Origin of the sequence: Nocardia sp. NPDC005998, from assembly GCF_040614395.1 — a bacterium.
Classification (GTDB): Bacteria; Actinomycetota; Actinomycetes; order Mycobacteriales; family Mycobacteriaceae; genus Nocardia.
In genome coordinates, this window is record NZ_JBEXUI010000017.1 from 1 (window position 1) to 23,975 (window position 23,975).

Consider the following 23,975-nt stretch of genomic DNA (forward strand, 5'->3'; position numbering starts at 1 on the left):
GGTCGGACACACCTGTGCCCGACCCGCGCGGCCGTCCCCCTAGCCAGCTCTGGGCGGTGGAGCCAGCGTGATCAGCACTGGTCCGGCTGGTGCCAGCCGCGCCAATCGTTCTGTCTCCGAGCGCTTTTGTCGCGAGAACGTCAATGTCAGGTCGATCCCTTCGATCTCACCGAGCCAGGATTCTTCAGTGGCGCGTGCTCGCCGCCCAACCAGGTCGGCTTCGATCTCGGCCAGCCGCGGCAACATCTTCGGATTGATGTTGAGCATCGGGCATCGTATGCAGGCTTCTCTGAACTACTGGTAGGGCTGGCGACGTGCGAAAAGTATTGCTTGCGAAGCCTTCTCCTCCGGGGCGAGCAGCATGTGAGCCTCGACCTTGAATCCGGCATCACGCAGCCAGGTAGTCACGAGATCCGGCTGCCGACGGTGGACACGGACATTCATCGGATGACCGCCATAGCCTTGGGTCTTCACCTGCGACTCGGTGCCGACGTGGAACAGTAATTGCAGAGGTCCGCCGGGACGCAGGACTCGATGAAAGTGCTGCAGCACAGCCGGGACCTCGTCGTCGGGGATGTGGATCAACGACTGCCAAGCCAGCAGGCCGGCCATGGAGGTTGCCGGGAAGTCCAATTCTGTCATCGACCCCACCTCGAACCGCAGGCCGGGGTGGTCGCGCCGGGCTAACTCGATCATCCCAGGGGAGAGATCGACACCGAAGACATCAACACCCAGCTCGTGCAGGTGGGCGGTAACGTGTCCGGGGCCGCACCCGAGATCAGCTACGAGCCCACCGCCAGTGGCTCGCACGCTGTCCGCGAACAATGCCAGAGCTGCACGAAGGTATGGCTGATCAGCCAGGGCATCGCGCACCTGATCGGCATAGCTCACCGCAACCGTGTCGTAGGAGGTTCGGGTATCGGTCAACCAGTCGTCGTCTGCGCTCACCACCGGCAGGGTAGTCCGTGATCACCGATTGCCACTGACGGATGTGGCGGCGACTGGATTGGGGAACACCTGAGCTAATTCCTATGGGACAGAAGATCTTCCGGACACGGCATTGAATCCGGGGATACCGAGTTCGGTTGCTGCCGTCGTCCGGCGGAGGGTGGTGTCGATCTGGGCGAGTTTGTCGTTGACGCCGCTGTAGCTGACCTGCAGGCCCTCGACTTCGCCGAGCCAGCCCTCGCGTTTGGCCTCGATGATCCGGGCTTCGAGGTTGTCGCGGATCTCTTCGAGCCTGGCTCGTTGGGCCGGGTCCGGTCTCAGGAGCGAACAACGGACACATGCGTGCTCATGAATGCACGGCGTGGAAAATGCTCGCGCGCAGATCCCGACTGACACCTTCCGCTTCTCGAAGTTTCTCTGCACCGTGCAAGCGGGCTCGCCGTAGGTGGTGCCGAGATGCCCAGGCATCGAGCTTTCGTTCGACGGGGGCCGAGGTCTGTAATGAATGCTGCGTGGGTGGCGATCTGATCCCTGAGGGCTTGAGGCAGGAGGGGCATGATCATCGACACTGAGTCGACGCCACGGCGAGTGCGTGCGAGCCGGTTGACGATTGCTCGATGGGTCGTTGCCGGGACTGTGGCGGCCGCGGCGATCGTGATCGCGATGCTGGTGGTTTGGTTCAGGTACGAGCCGGTCAAACCGGTCCAGCTGTTGCCGCCGGTCTCGACGCCTCTTACCGCAGTGCCGCCGGGACACTTGTCGAACTGACGCTTCCAGCCTTGGTGGATCGTCGGGTAGATGGTCACTGAGCCTCCCGTGTGCTGAGCGTGGGGGTTTCAAGCTGAATAGTTAGTTGTCCCAGGCGGTTTGCCTCCTGGCGTTTCGAACGAGGGAACGACAGGGTCAGGTCGAGGCCTTCGGTTTCGACGCGCTGGCGTCGGAGCAGGAGGTCTTCCTCGATCTCATCGAGGCGGATCACCATCTTCGGATCGACGTGCAGCATCGGGCAGCGTGCAGGCTTCTCTGCACCTGTCAAGGCCACCGTCGGCGCCGGGAAACTCGGTGGCCGTCAGCGGAGAGACGGCAGGCCAAGTTCGACCGGCGCGATGCGAGCAAGGCGCTTGGTCTCTTCTCGCTTCTGTCGGAGGAAGGAGAGCGTGAGGTCGATTCCCTCGAGCTCACCGAGCCAGTTCTCGTGTGCCGCGCGTGCGCGGCGGGCCAGCAGGTCCTCCTCGATCTCATCGAGTGCCGCCGCGGTGTCGAATAGTGCCGAGCCGTGGTGTAGCGGATGTACTGCGTTGTCCTGCACGCACTTCCAGAACTTCTCCAGCAGCGGGTCGTGCTGGGCGGTGAGGAACCGATCGCCGTAGCGGAGGAACCTGGTCGAGCGAAATGCCTGTAGTGACGGCCGAATCACCCGGAGGCTGAACAGACAAGCGGTGCCCACGCAGATCTCGTCGCGCTCGGCCTGCTTGCCTCTCACCGCAGTGACCGGACGTCCTCGCTCATTCAGACCGCTGGCCTCCCAGCGCTGTTGCCAGTCCGATCCGGGGAAGCCAGCCAGGTGTTCGAGCATGAACCGCGCGCCACGGGCTCGCCGTCGGACCGCGTCGGGCCCGCCAGGCCAGACGTCCCGCACGACCTGCTGGATCTGCTCCGAACCAGCGGCGGTGAGGTCGCCGCGCGGCATCGCAGATGCGACCGGCTTCGCTGGCCCGCCGCGTAGCCCGGCGAAGCGGGTGGGCGGGACCGAGGAATTGTTGCTCAGCAGCATCGTGCCGGGCTCAGCCACCGAACACCGCGTCGATGTCGGCCGGGTCGTATCCGGCGGGGTAGGACCGCTGAGGCCGCGGTTTGGTGTAGTGCTCGTGGAGTTTGTCGTGCATGTCCTCGATCCGGACAGTGAGGTAATGCCCTGTGGTGTCCAGGTGCGCGTGCCGCATGATCGTCTGGACCTCGGCCAGCGTCAGCCGCTCGTCCGCGGCCATCCTGGTGGCAGCGGTGTGCCTGGCGTCGTGGAGTGTGTGGTTGGTGCCCAGTTTGTCGTTGGCGCGTTGCAGCACACGCCGCATCGCCCAGTAGGTCAGCGGGCGGGGATCGCCGCGCCGGGTCCGCCACACAGGTGTGCCCGGGGCCGGTAGTCCGTCGGCGGCCAGATAGCGGCCCAGGTAGCGGAAAGCGTCCGGCGATGCGGGCACCGGCTGGCGCAGTCTGCTGCCTTTGGACACGACGTAGATCAACTGACCGGCCCAGTCGATGTCGTCCAGCGTCACGCCCAGTAGTTCGCTGGCCCGCGCGCCCGAGCTGACGTAGGACTCCAGCAGCGCCCGGTCGCGGTCGCAACCCATCGCGGCGAACAACTCGTCCCACAGCGCATCAGAGATCGCCCTCGGATTCTGCTGGGGCACTCGTTGCCGCAGCCGTGCCCGGCGCACGACCGGGACCGGCTCCGACGGACTGCGGTGGGCCAGCACCTCGCGGCGCTGCGCGGAGACCGGTACCGGATTAACCACCGGCCCCGTGCCGAAGCGGCCATGGAACGCGTAAAAGCTATGCGCCACAGTCAAAACGTGATTAATCGTCGTTGGCGCGTAACCAGCACGAAGGGACGGCTTTCCGGTCTTCAGGTTCACCGCCCCTGCTGGTGGCGAGCCCGGCCGACTGCGCAGCCGCTGCGGATTCCGGGCCGCCCGCAGCCACGCCACCAGGGTCGCGACGTCGGCCTCGGTCGCCCGGTCCCATTCGACCCCCAGGAACCACAACAACCGGTGCCACCGCAACAGGTCGAACGCATAGCTGCGGCACGTCAATGGGCTCGCGTCGCCCAGCATGAGATCACGCAAGTACCCGGCGACCGGCTCCAGCCCCTCGCCGTCGCCGTTCACGACTACGAACGGCAGGTCCGACGTATCGCCCTTGACCACAGCTCCCACTGCCGGGACCGATCGCCGCCCTTCGGCCAGTTCCCGCCGCATGTCCTCGACCACACCACATCCCTCCACCAGACCAGGCATCCAGCCCGGCCACTGAATCCTGACCTGGTGCAGTCAACAGGGTGTTCTTGGAAGTCGTCCCATTCCTCAGCTGTCGGTTCACGATATTCGTCGGCAGGTCGCGTCCGCCGCCTGTTCTCGAGGTGAGCCTGGTAGTGCTTGACGACATCCTCATCGAATACCGCCACGTAACCGCGGAAGGTCTCGAGGTTGAGATGGCCGAGCAGGGCTGCGCCGATGCGAATCGGAAGCCCGCTGTTGGCGAGATCCGTGGCGAAGAGACGCCGCAAATCGTTTGGCGTGAAATGGATCTCGTTGAAAGCGGGGTTGAGCGCTGAGAGTTCTTTGCAGGTGTCGATTAGCCAATTGAGAACCCCGCCGCGACTCAGGACTATGCGGTTGGCGCCGTTTCGCCTTTGAAACAGGTAGGGCATCGGCTCGCTCCATACCTTCTCGTGGTCGTCATATCGAGGAAGCAGCGCGATGCTCTGCCCGTCACGAGTGAGGCGTCGAATGATCTGGGCGGCAACGTGAAAGAGCTCGGCCGACATGGGTATCACTCGTTCCCTGTCGGACTTGGAAGGCGCGATGACCAGCAGCGGGATGACCTCACCGTCCGGCCGACGGTATTGCCGGATGCTCAGCTGGGTGAGTTCGACCAGTTCCTCGATCCTGATCCCTGACAAGCGAAGGGTTTCGAATGATGCCCAGGTCAGGGACCGACAGGTTGTTTGCCGGTCGACTTCACCCAACCAGCCCTCAACGGTGCGCCCGAACTTGTCCATCGTATCGATCGCGGCGTCGAGCTGTTCGAGGTCGACGCGGTAATCATCACCGGTCACGGCAGATCCAATCCCTGTAGTCCGGTGATCGCATCCTGATTGGTCGTGTCACGCGCCTGGTACTGGTTCGCGGCTTTCAACGAGGTTTGCCGAGGATTCCTCCAGCGCGGCGATGACCGTCTCGGCACCGTGCTTCCATTCGAGCCAGGACTCGTCATAAGCGCTGGCGGCTTTGCCTTGCCATCCATCGGCGAGCAGTTCCTTGCCGATCGTGTCGTCCAGCTTCTTCAGCTCGTCTCGGATCGCCTGGGCCTTACCCAAGGTAAATCGTGCCGCCTCGCGTAGCCGATCCACCTCGACCTGGAGCTCCCCGGACATCCCGCCTCCCTCCGTCGTGCAGCTCGCCCCTGAACTATATGACGCAGAGCAAGCGATGAAGGGTGGCCCGGTTCAATCCGATGACCCGGCACCGTCGACGTCGCGGATCTGCTGCACGGCCGGTGGATACTTCTGCGCCGCGGTCGGCGTTCGCTGGCCGTAGTCGAGGTCGTCTGAGCATCGAACCGGCTGGGTGCGACTTGGTCCGCCGGACGCACTCTCTTCTCAGCCCCGGCCGCCGAGTGCGTCGTTTCTGGCTGGCAGAGCTCCGTCGACAGCTGGGTGAGGTGGGCGGCTGTTGATCGGCCACGTTCGCACCCGTATCGGCGATGGTGGTTGTAGGCTCCCGCAACGATCAGGTTCCTGGTCTGGCCGCACGCGGTCACCAGCTTGGAGGAGGTCGAGATCGCACGCCCGGCCCGCCTCGTCGTAGCCTGTCGCCCGCTGCCCGCCGACACTGTGGTGGAGGTTGAGGACAAGGTTCCGCTCGTTTTTCCCGGCCGGGGCGGAGTGCTCCGCGATCCGCACAACTTCAATCGGACATGGCGGGACGCACGAGGCACTCTGTACAAGGATGTAACTCAGTACACATTCCGGAAGACAGTCGCAACGCTGATCGCGGAGGCGTCGGGTTCGAAAACGGCCGCGAAGCAGTTGGGGCATTCTCGTGAGGGCGTCACGGAGCGGCATTACATCGTCTCGCCGGAGCAGGCACCGGACTCATCGGCCGTGCTGGAGCTGGGACTAGGCACAGCCAGGTGACGGATATTTCTGGTGCCGAATTCTTGGTGTTTCTTTGGTGACGGTCCGATGTTGCGGACTAACCCGACCTCAAAAAAGGTCTTGACCTGGTAAATATGGTGCGCCCGAAGGGATTCGAACCCCTAACCTTCTGATCCGTAGTCAGATGCTCTATCCGTTGAGCTACGGGCGCATGCCTGTGTTCAGTTATATAACCCGGCGAACCGGGGTGTGGCGGAGGCGAGAGGATTTGAACCTCCGGTCCCCGTGAAGGGACAACTCATTAGCAGTGAGTCCCATTCGGCCGCTCTGGCACGCCTCCTGGAGCCTTCTCTTCGAGGGCACCGGTTCCTTTCCGAACCGCCGAACAGGAAGGTTACAGTAGCCGACGTCCAGATCGCAAAACGCCAGGTAATCACCGAAGATTGCTATCGAACCAGTCGAAGATCCGGGTCTGGGAATCGGTGAGGTCGTAGTCTTCGTCGCCGCCGGATCGGTCGGCGCGGCGGTACAGGCCGGGGTAGGTCACGACCAGGCTGGCGACCGCGGCGTGGGCGGCGGCATCGCGGAGTTGGTCGATCTGCTGGGGCGGGGTGTCCGGATCGTCGGCGCCGAAGAGGCCGAGCCAGGGCGCCTGTAGGTTCGGGGCCGCGCGGATGAGGGCGTCGGCTTCATCGGTGAGCGGCTCCATGATGCCGGGGGCGGCGACGCTGACCGCGGCGCCGACGGGACGGTTGGTTGCGACCAGGAATGCCGCGGTGCCCGCATGGTCGAAGCCGAGCACGCCGATGCAGTCCGGGAAGACGCCGCGGCGGGTGAGCCAGTCGAAACAGGCGTCGAAATCGTCGAACAGGTCGTCGCCGAATACCTCGTGCGCGGGTTCGCCGTTCGCACGATGGAACAGATTGGGCGCGACCACGGTCCAGCCCTCGGTCGCCAGGGTTTTCATGAGGTCCAGCAATGGCCCGGTGAACTCCCGCGACTCGTGCAGCACCACGATGCCACCGCGCGCGTTGCCCTCCGGCTCGGCCACCGTGATGGGCACCTGGGTGTCGGCGGTCCGGCGCTGGTCTTCGGTCGATGGTTGTGCTTCCGCACCGGAAATGATGTCGTCGCGACTACGTAGCGGCGCAATATCGTCGTAAATGCCCGACATGGAACCAGGGTAGGTGGATCTGCTGATCTTCGCGAGAAATTGCACGTGAGCGGCCCTGACGCCCAGAATTTCCCGTACCCGGCATATGGTTGAAGCGTGACAGCGCATATCCGGCCGGACCTCGATTCGATCCCGGCGTACGTCCCCGGCCGCAACCATCCAGGCGCGGTCAAGCTCGCCAGCAACGAGACCACCTTCGGTCCGCTGCCGGCCGCCGCGAAGGCCATTGCCGAGGCCGCCGAACTGGCGAACCGCTATCCGGATAATCAGGTCACCGAACTGCGCGCGGCCATTGCCGACTTTCTCGGCGTCTCTTCGGCGAACGTCGCGGTCGGCTGCGGCAGCGTCGCGCTGTGCCAGGAGTTGGTGCAGATCACCTGTGCCGCGCCGACCGACGAGGTGCTCTTCGCCTGGCGCTCGTTCGAGGCGTATCCGATCGTCACCCAGGTCGGCAATGCGACCGCCGTGCGGGTGCCGCTCACCCCGGAGCATGTGCACGATCTGGATGCGATGGCCGCCGCGGTCACCGAGCGCACCAAGCTGATCTTCGTCTGCAATCCGAACAACCCGACCGGCACCGCGGTCGGCGAGGCCGAGCTGGTGCGCTTCCTGGACGCGATTCCGGAGCATGTGCTGATCGTGTTGGACGAGGCGTATTTCGAGTACATGCGGCTCGCCCCCGAGCGGTTTGCGAATGGCGTGGAGCTCGGTCGTAATCGGCCCAATGTCGTTGTGCTGCGGACCTTCTCCAAGGCCTACGGTCTGGCCGGACTGCGCGCGGGCTATGCGGTCGGCGATCCGGCCGTGATCACGGCGCTGATGAAGGTGCACATCCCGTTCAGTGTGAACCGGGTCGCGCAGGCCGCCGCGATCGCATCCCTGGAGGCGCGGCACGAACTGCTCGATCGCACCGACAGTCTCGTCATCGAACGCGATCGGGTGCGCGATGCGCTGCTCGCGGCGGGCTATGCGGTGCCGCCCAGCGAATCGAACTTCCTGTGGCTGCCGCTGGGTGCGCGCAGCGCCGAATACGGCGAGGCGAGCGCGGAGGCGGGGGTGCTGGTGCGGCCGTATGCCACCGACGGCGTGCGGGTGACCACCGGTGACGCGCACGAGAACGAGCAGTTCCTGCGGTTCGCGACCGATCCGGATGTGTTGGCGCGCTTCGGAATCGGCTAGCCGGGACGCTTCGAACCCGAACGCCTCAGATGCCCAGCTCGCCTCAGGCGCCCAGCGCCCGCGCGATCGTCGGCCACGACTGGCCCAGTTCGTCGGCCCAGTACGGCCACGAGTGGGTTCCGGTCGCTCGGAAGGTGGCGGTCACCGGAATCCCGAGTGCGGTGAGCCGATCGGTCAGCCTGCGGGTGCAGAGATTGGTGGCGGCCTCGAGCGGACCGCCGAAACCGACGGTGCTGACCACATCCGGGTTGTCCAGGGTGTCGTATCGGCCGGGCAGTCCGCTGCCGACCGACAGATAGATCGCCTTGCCGCGCAACGCTTCCGCGTGCAGCAGTACGTCGTGGTCGAGCCAGGCGGGATCGTGTTGATCGCCGAACATATTGTCCGGCGTGCCGCCATAGGTCGCCACCACCGCGCGGGCCTGCGCCTGTCCGAGATCGGTGCCCATGGAGAAGCAGCCACTGTGCCCGGCCACCGCCGTGTACAGCTTCGGCTGCCGGATGGCCAGCATCATCGCGGCCTCGGCGCCCATCGAAACGCCCATGACGGCATTGTTTCCGTTGCCGTTGAACTTCGCGTCGATGAGCGGCGGGAGTTCGCGCGTCAGGAAGGTCTCCCACATATTGGTGCCGAGCACCGGATCCGGGCGCTTCCAGTCGGTATAGAAACTGGCCGGGCCGCCGACCGTCAGCACCACATTGACGTCTTTGTCCTCGAAGAATCGGTCGGCGTGTCCGAGTGTGGTCCAGTTATTGCTCTCCGCCTCGGCGCTGCGCCCGTCGAGCATGTACACGGTGGGCCGCGGATGCGTCTGATCGCGCGGGAGCAGCACCTGCACCTCGACGGCGCGGCGCATCGCGGGCGAGTTCACCCACACCCGCAGCCACCGGTCGTTGATGGGCACGATGTGATCGATCGAGGGCGGCGGCACATTGGGGATGGTCGGCGCTGCGGGATCCGGACCGTCCGCCGATCCGGTATTGGGCCGGGGGCCATCGGGAGCGGCTAGTCCGTACGGCGCCCCGAACACGGCCGCACCGGAAATCAGTGCGACACTCACGATTGCGCTGGAGACCCAACGCCGCACCTCGCGCCGAGACAGCATGCCGACCATCCTGCCAGAGATGCGAAGGCGAGCCTCCCAGCGATGGAATCACCAGTGAATATGTGATTCGGGTCACCGCTGTGGGCTACTGTGCGGCGAGGTCACGCTGCCAGCGGCGTTCCGCTCTCGTGAACCGCTACCGCCTTGCCGCGATCGCCCAGGCCGCCAGGAACAGCCCGGCGGCAATGTAACTGGGATCACTCGGATCTGAATTCTCGACGAAGATCCCGGACTCGCCCCAGAATTCATGGGATCCGCTGATCTAGGCCGTGTGCCCGCCCCGGGCCGATCGCCTGGCGCGGGCGCGCGTGCGTCGGTGGCTGCACGCCACCGGCGCCACGCCTTTGACGCCGACCGCATTGCCGCGATCGAAGACACCACCTGAAAGTTGATCCGGCGCCTTTTCGATCGTTGTCCGCCTGCTGAATCCGACATCCCTGCTGGCCATTCGGCGAGTCGTCCGCCGGATGCACCACGGCGACTTCGATGCGGCGCAACTCGAGCGTGAACCGGACAGCCCCGGCATACCGAACTCGGCGCTCACGCCGGTGCATCCTGCACGCCGTGCCGGCCCGGCACCGCGAACAACAGCAGCGTCCCGCAGCCGATGGCATGAAGTGCCAGCCTGGCCGCCGCCATACCGACCAGGCTGGGCAGCAGCCGACCTCGCTGTTGGGCGAACCGATCGAATAGCCATACTGCGGCAGCAACATACAGGTCGGTCGGGTTTGGCTGGATCGGTAGACGGCTCCCTGTGTCGGCAGATTCCGAACAGGCAATACGTCGAATTCAGGCACACGGCCAGCACACCGGTCCTACCCTTCTACACGGGCCTTTTCGGGTGTCGATGGGGACGAGCATGATCGTTGACAGCAAACATCAGCAGGCAGGTCATGCTGCTGTGTGCGCGGACGGCAACCCGATAGCCTGCTCGACGCCGATACATGATCGGCCCTTGGCTTTCGGAGGTCCCGCAATGTCGGGGCTAACTCGTGGACCGCCCGTCCGGCCCGGTGTCGACTGCGCTCCGCGCGCGAAATTCTCTGCTCGATCAATGCCTGTCTGTGTTGCCGCAGTACCTGATGTCCGACCGGAGAAATACCGTGAACCAAGCGTTACCTGTCGTGTCGCTCGAACGCACCGCTGACACAAAGCCTTTCGGCCTAGATCTGAAAAGGCGGATGCGGGAGTGCGATGAGTTCTTCCGATTACCCGAACTCGCGCACCTGTCCCCGCAACGCCGCCGCACCGCGTTGGAACAGCTCCAACAAACCGGCAGCTACGTGCAGACCGCCGAGGAGATCCTCATCGGCGCCAAGCTCGCGTGGCGCAACCACGCCCGCTGCGTCGGGCGAAAACATTGGCGATCACTGAAATTGCTGGACGCACGGCGGGTGCGCTCGGCCCGCGACCTCGCCGAGGTCTGCTGGCAGCACTTGCATATGGCGACCAATGGCGGCGCCATCCAATCGATGATCACCGTCGGACCACCGCGCCAGGCCGACGGCCGTGAATTCCGCATTGTCAGCTCACAACTCATCCGCTACGCCGGATACCGCAATGGTGACGGCACGGTGACCGGCGATGCCGCCAATATCGCGATCACCGAACTCGCCGTGAAACTCGGCTGGCGCGGCGCAGGCACCCCCTTCGACGTCCTGCCGGTGCTGATCAGCACCCCGGACGAGCCGATCCGCTGGTTCGATGTCCCGCCCGAGTTGGCCCGTGAGGTCGAGTTGGAACATCCCGAATTCGACTGGTTCGCCGGACTCGGCCTGAAATGGCATGCACTGCCCGCGGTTTCGAATATGAACCTGGAGGTCGGCGGCATCACCTATCCGTTCGCGCCATTCAATGGCTGGTATATGGGCGCCGAGATCGGCGCACGCAACCTCAGCGACACCACCCGCTACAACATGCTGCCGCTCATCGCCGAAATGATGTGCCTGGACACCAGGACCGAACGCTCACTGTGGCGCGACCGGGCACTGGTGGAACTGAATCGTGCGGTGTTGCACAGCTTTCGGAAGTCGGGGGTGTACATCGTCGACCATCACACCGTTGCCAAACAGTTCTGCGACCACGTCAACCGCGAGCAGGCCGCGGGCCGGAAATGTCCGACGGACTGGAGCTGGGTCAATCCGCCGATCTCATCCGGTCTGACCCCGACCTTCCACCGCTATTACGACGAACCCGAACCGGATCTGCGGCCCAACTTCGTGCGGCGGGATTTCGACGGCGAGGACGGAATCTGATCTTCGTTTGCCAGCGGCAGTGCTTTCTCGCGGCATTTGAAGCGGCGCGGCGCTGCACGGACGATTTCCGGTGGCCGGACGATCGTGACGAAAGTCTGACGTGGCGGCCCGGTTGCGCGAAAAGCTGCGGGTCTGGCAGCAGAATCGGTTCATGACCTTGGAAAACCGTGGTTTGGGCCGGGAATTGCGGCTGTGCTCGAGGTGGCGTTGATATGCGGGTGCTTTTGACCGGGGCCGCCGGGTTCATCGGGGCGCGAGTGCATCGGGAGTTGGCCGATGCGGGGCATGAAGTGGTCGCCGTCGACATGATGCTGCCGGCCGCACATGGGGTCGGCGCCCGAGCGCCGGAGCACGTGCGGGTGCTCGATGTGCGTGATCCCGATGCGTTGGATTCGGTATTGCGCGGGGTTGATGTGGTGTGTCATCAGGCGGCGGTGGTCGGGGCCGGGGTCAGTGCGCAGGATGCGCCCGCCTATGCGAGCCATAACGACCTCGGGACGGCGGTCCTGCTGGCGGCGATGGATCGGGCCGGATGTCGGCGGTTGGTGCTGGCTTCGTCGATGGTGGTCTATGGGGAGGGACGGTATCGCGGCGTGCGGCCCGGGGCGGTCGAGGTCGGAGTGCGCAGGCGTGGGGATCTCGAGAAGGGGATGTACGAGCATCGGGATCCGGATTCGGATGCGGTGCTGAGTTGGGCGGCGGTGCCCGAGAACGCGCCGCTGCGCCCGCGCAGTCTTTACGCGGCGGCGAAGGTGGCGCAGGAGCACTATGCGGCCGCGTGGGCCGCGGTGACCGATTCCGGAGTGACCGCGCTGCGCTATCACAATGTCTACGGCCCCGATATGCCGAGGGATACACCGTATTCCGGTGTCGCGGCGATATTCCGATCCGCACTGGAGTCGGGAAAACCGCCGCAGGTATTCGAAGATGGCAGGCAGGCACGGGATTTCGTCCATGTCAGCGATATCGCGGCAGCGAATCTCGCGGCGGTCGAATATCCGCACACCGGGTTCCTGCCGCTCAATATCGCCTCCGGACGGCCGATCACCATCGGCGCGGTCGCCACTACTCTCGCCGCGGCTCGCGGCGGGCCGGAACCGGAGATCACCGGACGCTACCGGCCCGGCGATGTGCGCCATATTGTCGCCAGTCCCGAACAGGCGCAACGCATTCTGGGGTTCACCGCGCAGGTGGATCCGCTCGACGGCCTGGCCGAATTCGCCTTCGCACCGTTGCGCGCGGTCGCCGGGGCCGGTGCGCCGCTGATGTGATTCAGTTTCCGCTGAGGGGCAGCCGAACTTCGAAGCGGCAGCCCTGGTCGCGGTTCTCGGCGGTGATATCGCCGTGGTGGGCTTCGACCAGTCCGGCCGCGATTGCGAGGCCCATACCGCTGCCGGAGGACACGCCGTCGGAGGCGACGGGGGAGCGGGCGGCGGTGCCGCGGTAGGCGACCTCGAAGATGCGCGGCAGGTCGGCCTCGGCAATACCCGGTCCGGTGTCGTCGACCCGGGCCCAGGCCTGGCCGTCGGCGGTGCCAGCGGAGATCGCGACCTGGCCGCCGGGCGGGGTGTGGGCAATGGCATTGGAGACGAGGTTGGTCAGTACCCGGCCGAGGGCGCGGTCGCTGGCCGCGACGACGATTTCGGAGTCGGGTTGTTCGGCGCTCAGCAGGACCTTGGCGCGTTCGGCGTTCGGGCGATTGGCGGCGAGCACTTCATCGATCAGTTCGCGCAGATCGACCGGCTCCAGTTCCAATCGCAATGCGCCCGCATTGATCTTTGACATCTCGAACAGATCGTCGACCATGACCGAGAGCCGATCCGTCTCGCGCACGATCTGTTCGGCATAGCGCGCCACATCGGCGGTGCCGGTGAGCACGCCGTCCGCAAGCCCCTCGGCCATGGCGCGAATGCCCGCCAGCGGGGTCCGCAGATCGTGACTCACCCAGGCGACGAGTTCGCGGCGGGAGCGTTCGGCCATCCGTTCCTGTTCGCGGATCTGCTTCTCCCAGACAGTTTTTCGGGCCTGTTCCCGCCCGAGCAGCAGGGCGGCGGGTACGGTGACCGCCGCGACCACCGCGAGTACGACGGCGGTGCGCTCCAGTTCGTCGGTGAACATCAACCCGCTGACCCCGATGACACCCGCCAGCGTGGACAGGGTCGGGATCAGCACCAGCACCGCCATGCTGGTGGTCATGGAACGATTGCTGGTGGCGCGCAGGATCACCGCGCCGAGGGCGACGATCGGGAGCGAACAGGCCAGCGCGTAGGCAATCAGTTGGACGGTGTCTTCAGGCACTGGATTCTCCATTCCGGCCCCAGATGTAGCCGCGACCCCACACCGTCTCGATCCGGTGCCGGTCGCCGAGTTTCGCGCGCAACCGCTTGATATGCACAGTGACAGTGGACAAATCGCCGAAATCCCAACCCCACACCTTGGCCAGCAGTTCCTCGCGGCTGAACACCTGGTGTGGATGGCGCAGTAGGAAGACGAGCAGATCGTATTCGCGCGCGGTCAGATCCACCGGCACGCCGTCCACCAGCGCCGACTGCGAATCCGGCCGCACCTCGACGGCACCGTCGCGCAGCACCTCCGTGCCCGGCTGCCGAATCGCCTGCGAACGCCGCAGTACCGAGGCGACGCGCAGCGCGAGTTCGCGGGCGCTGAACGGTTTGGTGACATAGTCGTCGGCGCCCGCCTCCAGGCCGAGCACCCGATCGTCCTCGTCGCCGAGCGCGGTGAGCAGGATGATCGGAGTGTCCGGCCGCGGGCCCGAGCGCACCGCGCGGCAGATCTCGATACCGTCGGGGGCGGGCATCATGACATCGAGGACGGCCAGTTCGACGGGGTCGCCGGTGGGGTCGGTGAGTTGGGCCATGGTCGATGGGCCGTCCGCGGTCTCCACGACGGTCAGCCCGTCACGTTCGAGATAGCGCCGCACCACATCACGGACCAATGGGTCGTCGTCGGCGATCAGAATGCTCATGGCTTACCAATTCGTCAGGATCGTGTGGGCGAGTACCAGGGTGCCGAGCGCTTGGACGAATAGCCAGACTCGGACGGTGGACCGCGGCAGAAACGCGGTCGCGGCCATGAGCCAGATGTCGAACGGCAGCCAGATGCGCTCGGTCTCCGCCTTGCTCAAGCCACTGAGGTCTGCCACCAATATCGCGCACAAACCGGCCGCCACCAAGAGCGCGGTCGGATCGCGTGGTTTGCGCGGGTGCGATAGCGTGCCCGGCAGCCCGGCGGCGGTGGCCAGGCCGACCGCGCAGACGGTGGCGGCGAGGTTCGCCCACACCCAGTACCCATAGGGACGCTCGGCGGCGATGCCCTGGTAGTAGCGCTCGACCACCAGGTGATATCCGTCGAGCCACCAGAAACCGGCCGCGGTGAAGGCCGCCACGACGAGCAGCGCACCGAGTAGCGCGGGCAGCAGCGGTCGGGCGGTTCGGCCCGCGATCAGCACCGCGACGGCCGGTACGGCCATGATCACGAGGCCGTAGCTGAGATAGATTCCCAGGCCGAAGAGCACACCGGAAGCTACGGCGATCCACCGGCGTCGCGGTTGCCCGACCGCGAGGGCGAGCAGCGCGACCGCCCACGCCGTCACACCGGCGAACACCGCATCGGCGGAGACCGCGATCCATACTGCGGCTGGCGCTATCGTCAAGAACGGCAGAGCCTTTCGGGCCCGATCTTCGGCACCGAGCGTCCGCAGCGTGACTGCGACCGCGACAATCGCGCTCGATCCGATGAGCAGGCAGGCCAGCCCGGCCCAGCCTCCGCCGCCCAGGCCGATGCGATCGAGCAGTACGAAGAACAGCAGTGCGCCGGGCGGATGCCCGGACACATGGGTGGTCCACGAATCGGATTGGAAATCCAGGATGCGGCCGGAGAAGCCGCGCAGCATCCCCGGGATATCGCGGACACCGGGCACCTCGTGCAGATACTCGTGCGAGGTGGTGAGCCGTCCCGCGAATCCACGCTGCCAGCCGTCGATCATGGCCAAGGCGAATGCCCAGGCCACGGCGGTCAGCCAGGACAGGGTCAGCAGGCGGCGCCAGGGCAGCCGCCCGGCCAGCGCGGGACCGAAACGGATGACCAGTATCGCGATGGCGATGGCCGGTACCGAACCCCAGCCGACGTGCGTCAACCAGTCGCCGAAGAGCGGGGCCGCGCCCGCGTAGAGCTTGCTCCGCCAGTGTTCGCTGGCAATTCGCGGGATAAGGAATGCTGTTAATGCAAGCGCAGCGCCGATGCCCGCGCCCACCAGTTCGCTCGGTACCCGGCCACGTGGGCGCGCCACGGCCTCCGTCACGTCATGCACGAACCTCACGATAGGACGGCAGCGCCCGAAAATGCGGTGCTCGAGCGGTTCCGGGCATTGATGTCACGGTTTCGTCAGGAGTTTCGCCGCATCGATTCGGCCCTGCTTGGCTTAGCGTCGAAACCATGACCGAGACCTTCCACAACCCGGACGGCGTGACCGTGGTCATCCCGTGCCGAGACGAAGCTGAAGCGTTGCCAGCTGTGCTCGCCGCGATTCCGGCGGGATTCCATGCGCTGGTGGTGGACAATGGCTCGACCGATGCGACGGCCGAGGTCGCGCGCCGGTGCGGCGCTGCCGTGGTATCCGAGGCGCGGCCCGGGTACGGGGCCGCGGTGCAGGCCGGAATCGCCTCCGCCGGTACGGATTTGATCGCCTTTCTGGACGGCGACGGATCGATGGATCCGGGTGAGCTGGCGCCCCTGGTCGACTTGGTGCGTGCGGGTGCGGATCTCGCGGTCGGCCGGCGTAAGCCGGTGCGCCGGGGCGTGTGGCCGTGGCATGCGCGACTGGGCAATCTCGTCATCGCCGGGCGACTGCGCCGTCGCTACGGGCTGCCCGTGCACGATATCGGTGCCATGCGGGTGGCCCGCCGCACGGCGCTGCTCTCCCTCGGCCCGCTGCACAGCCGCTCCGGCTATCCACTGCATCTGCTGATCGGTGCGGCGGGTGCGGGCTGGCGCGTGGTCGAGCGCGATATCGCGTATCGACCACGGGCAGGCGGTGTTTCGAAGGTCTCCGGATCGTGGCTCGGCACCCTGCGTGCCACCCGGGACTTCCTGGCGGTGCTGCGATGAATTACCGCCGCCCGTCGCCCGTGGCCGCGACACTGCTCGTGCTGGCCAAGGCCCCGATTCCCGGACTCGCCAAAACCCGGCTGACACCGCCGCTTTCGCCGCGCGACGCGGCCCGGGTCGCCGCGGCATCGCTGCTGGACACCTTGGCATCGATGTCGCGCAGTCCGGTCGCGCACCACGTCGTCGCGTTCACCGGGGCGGTCGCCGATGCCGAATACGCCGATGAAGTGGCAAGGGCATTGACCGATTTCGAGGTCATTCCACAGCGCGGCGCATCCTTCGGCGAGCGCCTGGCCAACGCCCACGCCGATGCCGCGCGGCACGGACTGCCGGTACTGCAGATCGGCATGGACACACCGCAGATCGGTCCGGACGTACTGACCTGGGCCGCTCGCGAGCTGGTCCTGCGCGGTGACGCCCTGCTCGGCCCCGCCGAGGACGGCGGCTGGTGGGCGCTCGGGCTGCCGACGCCGCGGGCGGCTCGCACGCTGGTCGAGGTGCCCATGTCGACCGACCGGACCGGCGAACTCACCCGAGATGCCATGCTGCGCTGCGATCTTCAGGTGCGTGCCCTGCCGCGCTACAACGATGTCGATACCTTCGCCGACGCCCTGGAGGTGGCCGCCGCATCCGATGGCCGGTTCGCCCGGCTGGTCCAGCAACTGCACCGCTCCCTACTGGCATCCCGATGAGCGGCATCGATATCTTCGATCTCGCGCTGACGGGCGAGGACTGCTGGGTGCGCGATACCGATGGCCGACGCCACCGGCTGCGGACCCGGCGCTGGCTGGGTTTCGACGCTGCCGACAGCCGCGCCGATACCGCGCTGACCTGCTGCTGCGACGGACCGACGGTGGACCTGGGATGCGGCCCGGGACGGCTGGTAACGGCACTGCTGCGGCGCGGCGTCATCGCACTCGGCGTCGACATCTCGCCGATGGCCGTCGCGGCCACCAGATTTCGTGGTGCACCGGCATTGCGGCGCGATCTGTTCGAACCGCTGCCCGGGTCCGGCCGCTGGTCCTACGCGATTCTGGCAGACGGCAATATCGGCATCGGTGGCGATCCGGTGCGGATACTGTCCCGCGCCGGTGAACTGCTCGCCCGCGATGGCATCGCGGTCGTCGAATTCGCCCGCCCCGGCACCGGTGTGGTGTCGCATCCGATTCGGCTGGAGACGAGAACCCGAGTGGGGGAATGGTTTCCGTGGGCGCGCGTGGGTGTGGATCGCGCGGAGGACCTGGCCGCGGCGGCGGGATTTCGGGTGCTGGCAGCCATGGAGGTGTCCGGTCGGTACATCGGGTGGCTGCGTTGGGGCGGGCATTCGATGCATACGACGAGCAATCGGTGGGCGTCATGACGAATACACGCGGCACGATGCTCCGAACCAGTGCGTTGGCCCGCCTGGCACATCGTCTCGCGACTGTGCTGCGGCCGTTGCGAGTTCGCGCGAACGCTGGTGTTGCGACCGGTGCGGGGGCACAAGCGATGCGCCCGACATCCGCACGTGGCCCCGAGGTCGCGAGTCGGGTGGGCAGCGCGCTCGGCACCGCGATCCTGGTCTGCTTCGTAACCGGTCTATTGAGTCACTGGATCCAGCATCCGCCGAGTTGGTTCTGGTGGCCCGCCCATCCCGTCTGGCTGTACCGGGTCACCCAGGGCACCCATGTGATCACCGGGGTCGCGGCCATCCCGCTGCTGCTGGTGAAGCTGTGGGCGGTGTACCCCAGGCTGTTCCGGCGTCCGATCATCGGTTCGCCATTGCGAATGCTCGAACGCGGTTCCATCGCCCTGCTCGTCGGCGCGACGATCTTCCAACTGTCGACCGGCCTGATCAATATCGCCCAGTACTACCCGTGGAAATTCTTCTTTCCCACCGCGCATTACGCCATGGCCTATATCGCCGTCGGCGCACTCGCGGTGCATGTGGCGGTCAAACTGCCCGTTATCCGCGACGCACTGCAACGCCCGCTGACCGACCCCGAAGTCGAATCGGGCGCCGGGACTCCAGGGCCGGAGACCACACCCCATATCTCGCGGCGCGCAGTGCTGACCGGTGCGGGTCTCGCCGCCGTTGCCGCAGGTTTGGCCGTTGCGGGACAGACTGTCCCCTTCCTCCGCTGGGCCGCCGTGCTCGCGCCGCGCAGTGGGCATGGGCCGCAAGGGGTTCCGGTCAATCGATCGGCCGCGGCGGCGGGCGTCGGTGATCGGGCCCGCGATGCCGGGTACCGGCTGACGGTCACGGTGGGCGATCGGAAGCGCCAGTTCACCCGGGACGAACTGCTATCGCTGCCGCAGACTCGGGCCAGCCTGCCGATCGCCTGCGTCGAGGGCTGGAGTGCGAGTGCCGACTGGTCCGGTGTCCGCCTGCTGGACCTGCTCGCGGCGGTCGGTAACTATCCCGGCGGCGATGTGCGATTCCGCTCCCTGGAGCAGACCGGTATCTACGGCAGTTCCGTGCTCCCGCAACGTCATGTCGTCGATGCGAGCACGTTGGTCGCGCTGGCCGTCAATGGCGAAACTCTCGACCTCGATCACGGCTACCCCTGCCGCCTCATCGCCCCTAACCGGCCCGGCGTCCTGCAAACCAAATGGCTGTCCGAAATCGAGGTGCTGTCATGACGACGGTCCGCATCCTGCTGCTCGTCGTCGGCCTGTGGCTCGGCTGGTACGGCATCAGCGCGCTATTCGAGCTGCCGCCCACCGATCTCACCTCCGCCGCGATCTGGTTCGCGGGCGGAATCCTGCTGCACGACGCGGTCTTCGCCCCGGTCTGCGCCGCCTTCGGACTGACCGCGCGCCGCCTGCTCCCACCTACTTGGTGGGCGGTCACCGCCTGCGGTGCCATCTGCTCGGTGGCCCTCGTGCTGATCGCCCTCCCGGTGCTGGACCGTCGCAATGCCATGTCGAGCAATCCGACCGTGCTGGACCGCGACTATGCCCTCGGCCTGGCGGTCGCCCTGCTCGTCGTTTGGTCCCTGGTCGGCATGGCCCACGCCGTGCCCAGGCTCATTTCCAAGAGGGAAGTACTGGGAGCGCTCCGCTCAGATCGGCCCCGTCGGATCGCCCGAGGAGCCAGGCGAGCACACCGGAGGCGGAGCCCGTGATGGTGTGATCAGCGGCCCCCGTGCCGATGGTGGCAGTGAAATCGGTATCGGTGGTGTGTACTTCGAACGCCGGTGCCGGGTCGGGTGCGGCGGCATTGGCTTTGGTCAGATCCGCGGTGGCCCGGGGCAGCAGACGGGCGACGAATTCGCTCGGCCAGTCGGCAGGTTGGTAATCGGCGCCCAGGTCGACATGGTGGATCTCCACCTCCTGCAACCGCATCCAGATGACCTCGGTCGCCGGAATGGGCCTGCCCTGCCGAGTGCGCACCGTCGCCGTCCAAGCCTCCGCGGGCGCGGTCTGGGCCAGCGCGAGCCAGCGGTTCGCCGCGGCTTCGTTATCGGCCAACTGCTCGGCGAGCGGCCGCGGCGCACCCGCTTCGATATCCGCGTCCCGAAGGAACATGCTTGCGTACTGCGGAGTTTCGATACCGGTGCGGGCCCACAGCAACAGATTGACCAGACTGTCGGCATTGCGCGCCAGATGCGCCAGCACATGCCCCCGGCTCCAACCGGGCAGCAGCGAGGGCACGCTCACATCATCTTCGAGACCACGAACCGTTTCGAACAGCCGTGCCGTGGCCTCGGCAACGGTCTCGAGCTGAACCGTGGTCTCCGCAGCATCGCTGGTCACCCGTCCGACCCTAGCGATTCACCCCCGACCCCGCCCGAGAAACCGCGTCACGGGCCGCACCTGGGCCGCACAGTTCGAAATCGTGCTGCGGTTCCTCGCGGGAGTCGGGCACCGGCGCTATTCGCCGACGATCGCGTCGGCCTCGATCTCCACCAGCAGTGCGGGGGTGATCAACGCCTTGATCTCGTACATCGACGCGGCCGGCCGGATATCGCCGAATACTTCGGCGTGTGCCTTGGCGACCTCGGGCCAGCGCGAGATATCGGTGACGAAGATCCGGGTCCGAACGACATCGGCCAGACTCGCACCGGCGTCGGTGAGTGCGGAGGCGATGCGGCGCAGGGTTTCCCTGGTCTGTTCGCCGATATCGGCGCCGCCGACCGCATCGCCGCCGGGCAGCGAGGCGGTGGTGCCGCTCACCACAACCGTATTGCCGACGCGGACCGCCCGCGAGTAGCCGACGATATCCTCGAACTCCGAGCCCGATGCGATATTCACACGATCACCCATGGCGACAGCATGACATCAACTGGTCATTCGGCCGTAGGGCTTTTGTCGGATGTGCAAGGTAAGCAGACACGGTGAAAGCGCACACCCGTATTACCGCCGTCGCCGTCCTCGCCATCGGCGTGCTGGCCGCAGGCTGCTCGTCCTCGGACGGTAAGGCCGATTTCACCGTGGCCAAGGATCAGCCGCTGGTCATCTCCCTCGACGATCTGCTGGCCGCCACGGGTGGCAGCGCCGCCGTGACAATCGCCGATCCGGAACACGGCACGCTGACCCGCCGCCTCGACGGCGCACTCGTCTACCAGCCGAAGGCGGGCTACACCGGTACCGACGAACTGAAGGTCGGCACCACCGACGCGGTTCGCCTGTACACCACCGATATTCCGCCGCTCGGCGAATTCGGCGGCACCACCGTGCAGGCCAGCGGTTACGGCTCCGCGTGGACGCCGGTCCCCGGCGCATCGGGCGAGTTCTACGGCCTCACCGACCGCGGCCCCAATGTGGACGGCCCCGGCAAGAACGAGAAGCTGACGCCGACTCCGGGTTTCGTGCCCAAGATCGGCCGGTTCAAACTGGTCGGCAATCGCGCGGTGCTGCAATCCACCATCGAGTTGCACACCGCCAACGGCACCCCGTTCAACGGGCAGGTCGATACCGCGGCCAGCACCGGCGAGACCATCAAGGACCTCGCCGGAAATGTGCTGCCGCCCACCGATCACGGCCTCGACCCCGAGGGGCTGGTCGCCCTGGCCGACGGCACCTTCTGGGTCTCCGACGAATACGGCCCGTTCCTGGTGCATTTCGATGCCAAGGGCGCCGAACTCGAGCGCCTCGGGCCGGGATCGGGTCTGCCCAAGGAACTTTCGCTGCGCACCCCGAACCAGGGCATGGAGGGGCTGACCATCACCCCGGACGGCGGCACCCTCGTCGGCGTGGTGCAGAGCGGTCTGAAAACCCCCGACCTGGACGGTTCGGCCAAGGATGTGCCGATGACCCGCATCGTGACCGTCGACCTGAAGACCAAGGCGGTCAAGGAATTCGTACTCCCGCTGCAGGATCCGAAGAGCACCAAGGTCGCCGACTCCGAGATCACCGCGCTCAGCGCCACCACCTTCCTGGTCGACGAGCGCGACGGCAACCTGCCCCCGAAGGCCGATAAGAAGCTGTGGACCGTCGATATCTCCGGCGCGACCGATGTCGGCCCGGAGTCGAAGGTCGCGGGCGCGCACTACGATCCGGAACGCGGCGGGCTCCAGATCGCTGGCAAGCCGCTGGAGACGCTGGTCGGCACCGTCTCGACGAATGACGGCGTCGCGGCATTGCGGAAGGCGGGCATCACTCCCGTCGCCAAGACCGCGAACCTGGACTTCATCGGGCTGATCACCGGCCTGAACGCGGACGGCAAGTTCTACGGCCACGACAAGATCGAGGGCGTCGCCACCCTGGACGGCGGTAAGACCCTCTACATCGCCAACGACAGCGATTTCGGCCTCGCCGCCAGCAAGGGTGAGCAGCCGCCCTTCGGCCTGAAGCCCAAAACGCTGCCCAACGGTCTGCAGGACTCCGGCGAAATCCTCGAGATCGACACCACCAAACTGCCCGCGAAGGTCGACTCACACACCGTCCGGATCAAGGTCGGCTAACCGGGATCACCTTCGACCCATTCGCGGCCTTCCAGAATCACCGCCGCCGCCAACGTGATCAACCACAGCGACATCGATCCGACCTGGATCCGCTGGGCGATCCCGAGCGCGTAATTGCCGGTCAGGTTGTCGGCGACCAGCATCCAGATGGTCGCCGCCGACCCGATCACCAGCACCACCAGACCGACCTCGCGCAGGATCCGCCAGCGGTGATAGCGGAAGGCGGCCAGGCTGAAGGCGAAGGTCGCGATGGCGATCGCGGTAACCGCGATGGTGCTGGTCAGTGCGTGCGGCTGATGTAACTGCGGGAACAGTTCGCTGCCACCGCCGCCGCATTCGGCGTTGTTCTCCGGGGTGCAATCGCGCAGCGGCAGCAGTACGTCGCCGACGGTCGCGGCACCGAAGCAGAACAGTGCGACCCAGCCGATGGTGGTGAATCTGCGGCGCGGAAATAACAGCAGCCCGGCGATCGCCGCTGGCATCAGCAGCAGGCCGACGATCTTGTCGGCGGTGGCGAATACTTCGCGGTGCGGTTTGCCCTCGGCATCGAGTTCACTGAGGAACGAGTTCACCGGATCGACATCGATCTTCAGTACGAACTCGAGCAACCAGGAGGAATAGCAGAGTCCGGCGATCGCGATCGCCGCCGCGATCAGCCCGCAGGCCACCAGGACGTGTCGTTCGGCGATCCTCCGGCGATCAATCACTGGACCATTCTCCGCCTCCTCGCTGGTCCGGTGTTCAACAGTAGGTCAGTGTGTCCTAACCGACAGCTCTTTCGCACACCTCATTACCAACCCGGGCACAGCGTTCTGTCAGGTCCGTTCGTGATGCTGGACATACCTAAGGAGGTTCCCATGATCGGATTCGCGACGGCCATCGCCGGATTGATGGTGCTGGCGGTAATGGCGGTGTCGGGCTACCTGGCCGCGCACGCACCGCGCACGCTGGTGCGGGTACGGCAGCGCCGCTAGCGACTGCCTGCCGGTGTCAGTTGGCCCGCTCGGCCAGCGTGGCCTGGACCCGGTCCGCCGCCGCGGCCGCATCCTCGTGTTCCCATACCCGCACCACCTGCCACCCCGCCGCGGCCAGCGCCGCATCGGTGGCCCGGTCACGGGCGACATTGCCGCTCAACTTGTCCGCCCACCACTGCGAGTTGTGCTTCGGATCAGTCGCGTGCTGCGGACAGCGATGCCAGAAACACCCGTCGACATAGACCGCGACCCGCAGCCGGGGAAATACCAGATCCGCGCGCCGTCGCTGCCCGCGCAGCGGCGCGCGGTCGACGAAATAGCGCAAGCCGCGCCGGTGCAGTTCCCGGCGCAGCGCGAGTTCGGGGCCGGTTCCGGTGCGCCGCTGGCGGGCCAGCCGGGCACTCGTCGCGGCATCGGTCGGGGGCCGCCGATTCGTGCTCATGACCGTC

26 protein-coding genes and 2 tRNA genes are annotated in these 23,975 nt (G+C 66.2%); 9 read left to right on the forward strand and 19 right to left on the reverse strand.

Annotated elements, in window-relative coordinates:
* Window positions 1-39: 39 nt before the first annotated feature.
* From ABZ293_RS22430 to ABZ293_RS22480, 11 genes are all read right to left on the reverse strand, one after another.
* Window positions 40-267, reverse strand: coding sequence for a hypothetical protein (locus tag ABZ293_RS22430; protein WP_355183463.1), 228 nt, complete (start codon window positions 265-267; stop codon window positions 40-42).
* A 27-nt stretch (window positions 268-294) separates the two neighbouring features.
* Window positions 295-948 carry a class I SAM-dependent methyltransferase gene (locus ABZ293_RS22435; protein ID WP_355183465.1) on the reverse strand — a complete coding sequence of 218 codons (654 nt, stop codon included), beginning with the start codon at window positions 946-948 and terminating at the stop codon, window positions 295-297.
* A gap of 81 nt (window positions 949-1,029) precedes the next feature.
* Complete coding sequence (locus ABZ293_RS22440) at window positions 1,030-1,344, reverse strand: hypothetical protein (RefSeq protein ID WP_355183467.1); 315 nt, start codon at window positions 1,342-1,344, stop codon at window positions 1,030-1,032.
* Window positions 1,345-1,750: 406 nt separating this feature from the next.
* Window positions 1,751-1,951, reverse strand: a complete 201-nt coding sequence (locus ABZ293_RS22445; RefSeq protein WP_355183469.1) for a hypothetical protein — start codon at window positions 1,949-1,951, stop codon at window positions 1,751-1,753.
* Window positions 1,952-2,017: 66 nt separating this feature from the next.
* Complete coding sequence (locus ABZ293_RS22450; protein ID WP_355183471.1) at window positions 2,018-2,740, reverse strand: hypothetical protein; 723 nt, start codon at window positions 2,738-2,740, stop codon at window positions 2,018-2,020.
* Window positions 2,733-3,935: a tyrosine-type recombinase/integrase gene (locus tag ABZ293_RS22455; protein ID WP_355183473.1), complete on the reverse strand. Its 1,203-nt coding sequence runs from the start codon at window positions 3,933-3,935 to the stop codon at window positions 2,733-2,735. The genes ABZ293_RS22450 and ABZ293_RS22455 overlap by 8 nt, the downstream gene beginning before the upstream one ends.
* A complete protein-coding gene (locus ABZ293_RS22460; protein WP_355183475.1) occupies window positions 3,836-4,783 on the reverse strand; it encodes a tyrosine-type recombinase/integrase in 948 nt (315 codons plus the stop codon). The genes ABZ293_RS22455 and ABZ293_RS22460 overlap by 100 nt, the downstream gene beginning before the upstream one ends.
* 48 nt (window positions 4,784-4,831) lie before the next feature.
* Window positions 4,832-5,101 carry a WXG100 family type VII secretion target gene (locus ABZ293_RS22465; protein ID WP_355183476.1) on the reverse strand — a complete coding sequence of 90 codons (270 nt, stop codon included), beginning with the start codon at window positions 5,099-5,101 and terminating at the stop codon, window positions 4,832-4,834.
* Window positions 5,102-5,959: 858 nt separating this feature from the next.
* A tRNA-Arg gene (locus ABZ293_RS22470) sits at window positions 5,960-6,035 on the reverse strand.
* Between the two features lie 39 nt (window positions 6,036-6,074).
* Window positions 6,075-6,164: transfer RNA gene (locus ABZ293_RS22475), tRNA-Ser, on the reverse strand.
* A 93-nt stretch (window positions 6,165-6,257) separates the two neighbouring features.
* On the reverse strand, window positions 6,258-6,998 hold the full coding sequence (locus tag ABZ293_RS22480; RefSeq protein WP_355183478.1) for a dienelactone hydrolase family protein: 741 nt from the start codon (window positions 6,996-6,998) through the stop codon (window positions 6,258-6,260).
* A gap of 96 nt (window positions 6,999-7,094) precedes the next feature.
* Here ABZ293_RS22480 and hisC point away from each other — a divergent pair, with 96 nt between their 5' ends.
* Window positions 7,095-8,177, forward strand: coding sequence for a histidinol-phosphate transaminase (hisC, locus tag ABZ293_RS22485; protein ID WP_355183480.1), 1,083 nt, complete (start codon window positions 7,095-7,097; stop codon window positions 8,175-8,177).
* Window positions 8,178-8,220: 43 nt separating this feature from the next.
* Here the strand turns inward: hisC and ABZ293_RS22490 are convergent, their stop codons facing one another.
* Entirely contained in the window at window positions 8,221-9,282 is a 1,062-nt protein-coding gene (locus ABZ293_RS22490) for an alpha/beta hydrolase family protein (protein WP_355183482.1), read from the reverse strand.
* Window positions 9,283-10,463: 1,181 nt separating this feature from the next.
* On the opposite strand from ABZ293_RS22490, the gene ABZ293_RS22495 reads away from it, so the two are divergent.
* Both ABZ293_RS22495 and ABZ293_RS22500 read left to right on the forward strand, forming a co-directional pair.
* The gene (locus ABZ293_RS22495; protein ID WP_355183484.1) at window positions 10,464-11,537 is read left to right on the forward strand and encodes a nitric oxide synthase oxygenase; all 1,074 of its coding nucleotides are present in this window, start codon (window positions 10,464-10,466) and stop codon (window positions 11,535-11,537) included.
* Window positions 11,538-11,749: 212 nt separating this feature from the next.
* Window positions 11,750-12,808 (forward strand): NAD-dependent epimerase/dehydratase family protein, encoded by a 1,059-nt coding sequence (locus ABZ293_RS22500; RefSeq protein ID WP_355183485.1) that lies wholly within the window; start codon window positions 11,750-11,752, stop codon window positions 12,806-12,808.
* A 1-nt stretch (window position 12,809) separates the two neighbouring features.
* Here the strand turns inward: ABZ293_RS22500 and ABZ293_RS22505 are convergent, their stop codons facing one another.
* From ABZ293_RS22505 to ABZ293_RS22515, 3 genes are read right to left on the reverse strand one after another with little or no spacing between them, the layout of a single operon-like run.
* A complete protein-coding gene (locus tag ABZ293_RS22505) occupies window positions 12,810-13,835 on the reverse strand; it encodes a HAMP domain-containing sensor histidine kinase (RefSeq protein WP_355183487.1) in 1,026 nt (341 codons plus the stop codon).
* Window positions 13,828-14,523: a response regulator transcription factor gene (locus ABZ293_RS22510; protein ID WP_354955408.1), complete on the reverse strand. Its 696-nt coding sequence runs from the start codon at window positions 14,521-14,523 to the stop codon at window positions 13,828-13,830. Before ABZ293_RS22510 ends, ABZ293_RS22505 begins: the two co-directional genes overlap by 8 nt.
* A 3-nt stretch (window positions 14,524-14,526) precedes the next feature.
* Window positions 14,527-15,858 carry a hypothetical protein gene (locus tag ABZ293_RS22515; RefSeq protein WP_355183696.1) on the reverse strand — a complete coding sequence of 444 codons (1,332 nt, stop codon included), beginning with the start codon at window positions 15,856-15,858 and terminating at the stop codon, window positions 14,527-14,529.
* Window positions 15,859-15,992: 134 nt separating this feature from the next.
* Between ABZ293_RS22515 and ABZ293_RS22520 the strand changes: the two genes are divergently transcribed.
* The 5 genes from ABZ293_RS22520 (at window position 15,993) to ABZ293_RS22540 (ending at window position 19,771) form a co-directional block, all read left to right on the forward strand.
* The gene (locus ABZ293_RS22520) at window positions 15,993-16,664 is read left to right on the forward strand and encodes a glycosyltransferase family 2 protein (RefSeq protein WP_354955406.1); all 672 of its coding nucleotides are present in this window, start codon (window positions 15,993-15,995) and stop codon (window positions 16,662-16,664) included.
* Window positions 16,661-17,356 carry a DUF2064 domain-containing protein gene (locus ABZ293_RS22525; RefSeq protein WP_355183489.1) on the forward strand — a complete coding sequence of 232 codons (696 nt, stop codon included), beginning with the start codon at window positions 16,661-16,663 and terminating at the stop codon, window positions 17,354-17,356. The genes ABZ293_RS22520 and ABZ293_RS22525 overlap by 4 nt, the downstream gene beginning before the upstream one ends.
* Window positions 17,353-18,024, forward strand: coding sequence for a class I SAM-dependent methyltransferase (locus ABZ293_RS22530; protein WP_355183491.1), 672 nt, complete (start codon window positions 17,353-17,355; stop codon window positions 18,022-18,024). The genes ABZ293_RS22525 and ABZ293_RS22530 overlap by 4 nt, the downstream gene beginning before the upstream one ends.
* 128 nt (window positions 18,025-18,152) lie before the next feature.
* Complete coding sequence (locus ABZ293_RS22535) at window positions 18,153-19,286, forward strand: molybdopterin-dependent oxidoreductase (protein WP_355183698.1); 1,134 nt, start codon at window positions 18,153-18,155, stop codon at window positions 19,284-19,286.
* Window positions 19,283-19,771 (forward strand): hypothetical protein, encoded by a 489-nt coding sequence (locus ABZ293_RS22540; RefSeq protein ID WP_355183493.1) that lies wholly within the window; start codon window positions 19,283-19,285, stop codon window positions 19,769-19,771. Before ABZ293_RS22535 ends, ABZ293_RS22540 begins: the two co-directional genes overlap by 4 nt.
* Here ABZ293_RS22540 and ABZ293_RS22545 read toward each other — a convergent pair.
* Window positions 19,674-20,402 carry a maleylpyruvate isomerase family mycothiol-dependent enzyme gene (locus ABZ293_RS22545; protein WP_355183494.1) on the reverse strand — a complete coding sequence of 243 codons (729 nt, stop codon included), beginning with the start codon at window positions 20,400-20,402 and terminating at the stop codon, window positions 19,674-19,676. The genes ABZ293_RS22540 and ABZ293_RS22545 overlap by 98 nt on opposite strands.
* 117 nt (window positions 20,403-20,519) lie before the next feature.
* Entirely contained in the window at window positions 20,520-20,912 is a 393-nt protein-coding gene (locus ABZ293_RS22550) for a RidA family protein (protein WP_355183495.1), read from the reverse strand.
* Between the two features lie 71 nt (window positions 20,913-20,983).
* Between ABZ293_RS22550 and ABZ293_RS22555 the strand changes: the two genes are divergently transcribed.
* Complete coding sequence (locus ABZ293_RS22555; protein ID WP_355183497.1) at window positions 20,984-22,552, forward strand: esterase-like activity of phytase family protein; 1,569 nt, start codon at window positions 20,984-20,986, stop codon at window positions 22,550-22,552.
* Here ABZ293_RS22555 and ABZ293_RS22560 read toward each other — a convergent pair.
* A complete protein-coding gene (locus tag ABZ293_RS22560; protein ID WP_355183499.1) occupies window positions 22,549-23,259 on the reverse strand; it encodes a DUF998 domain-containing protein in 711 nt (236 codons plus the stop codon). The genes ABZ293_RS22555 and ABZ293_RS22560 overlap by 4 nt on opposite strands.
* 283 nt (window positions 23,260-23,542) lie before the next feature.
* A complete protein-coding gene (vsr, locus tag ABZ293_RS22565; protein WP_355183501.1) occupies window positions 23,543-23,968 on the reverse strand; it encodes a DNA mismatch endonuclease Vsr in 426 nt (141 codons plus the stop codon).
* Window positions 23,969-23,975 lie beyond the last annotated feature (7 nt).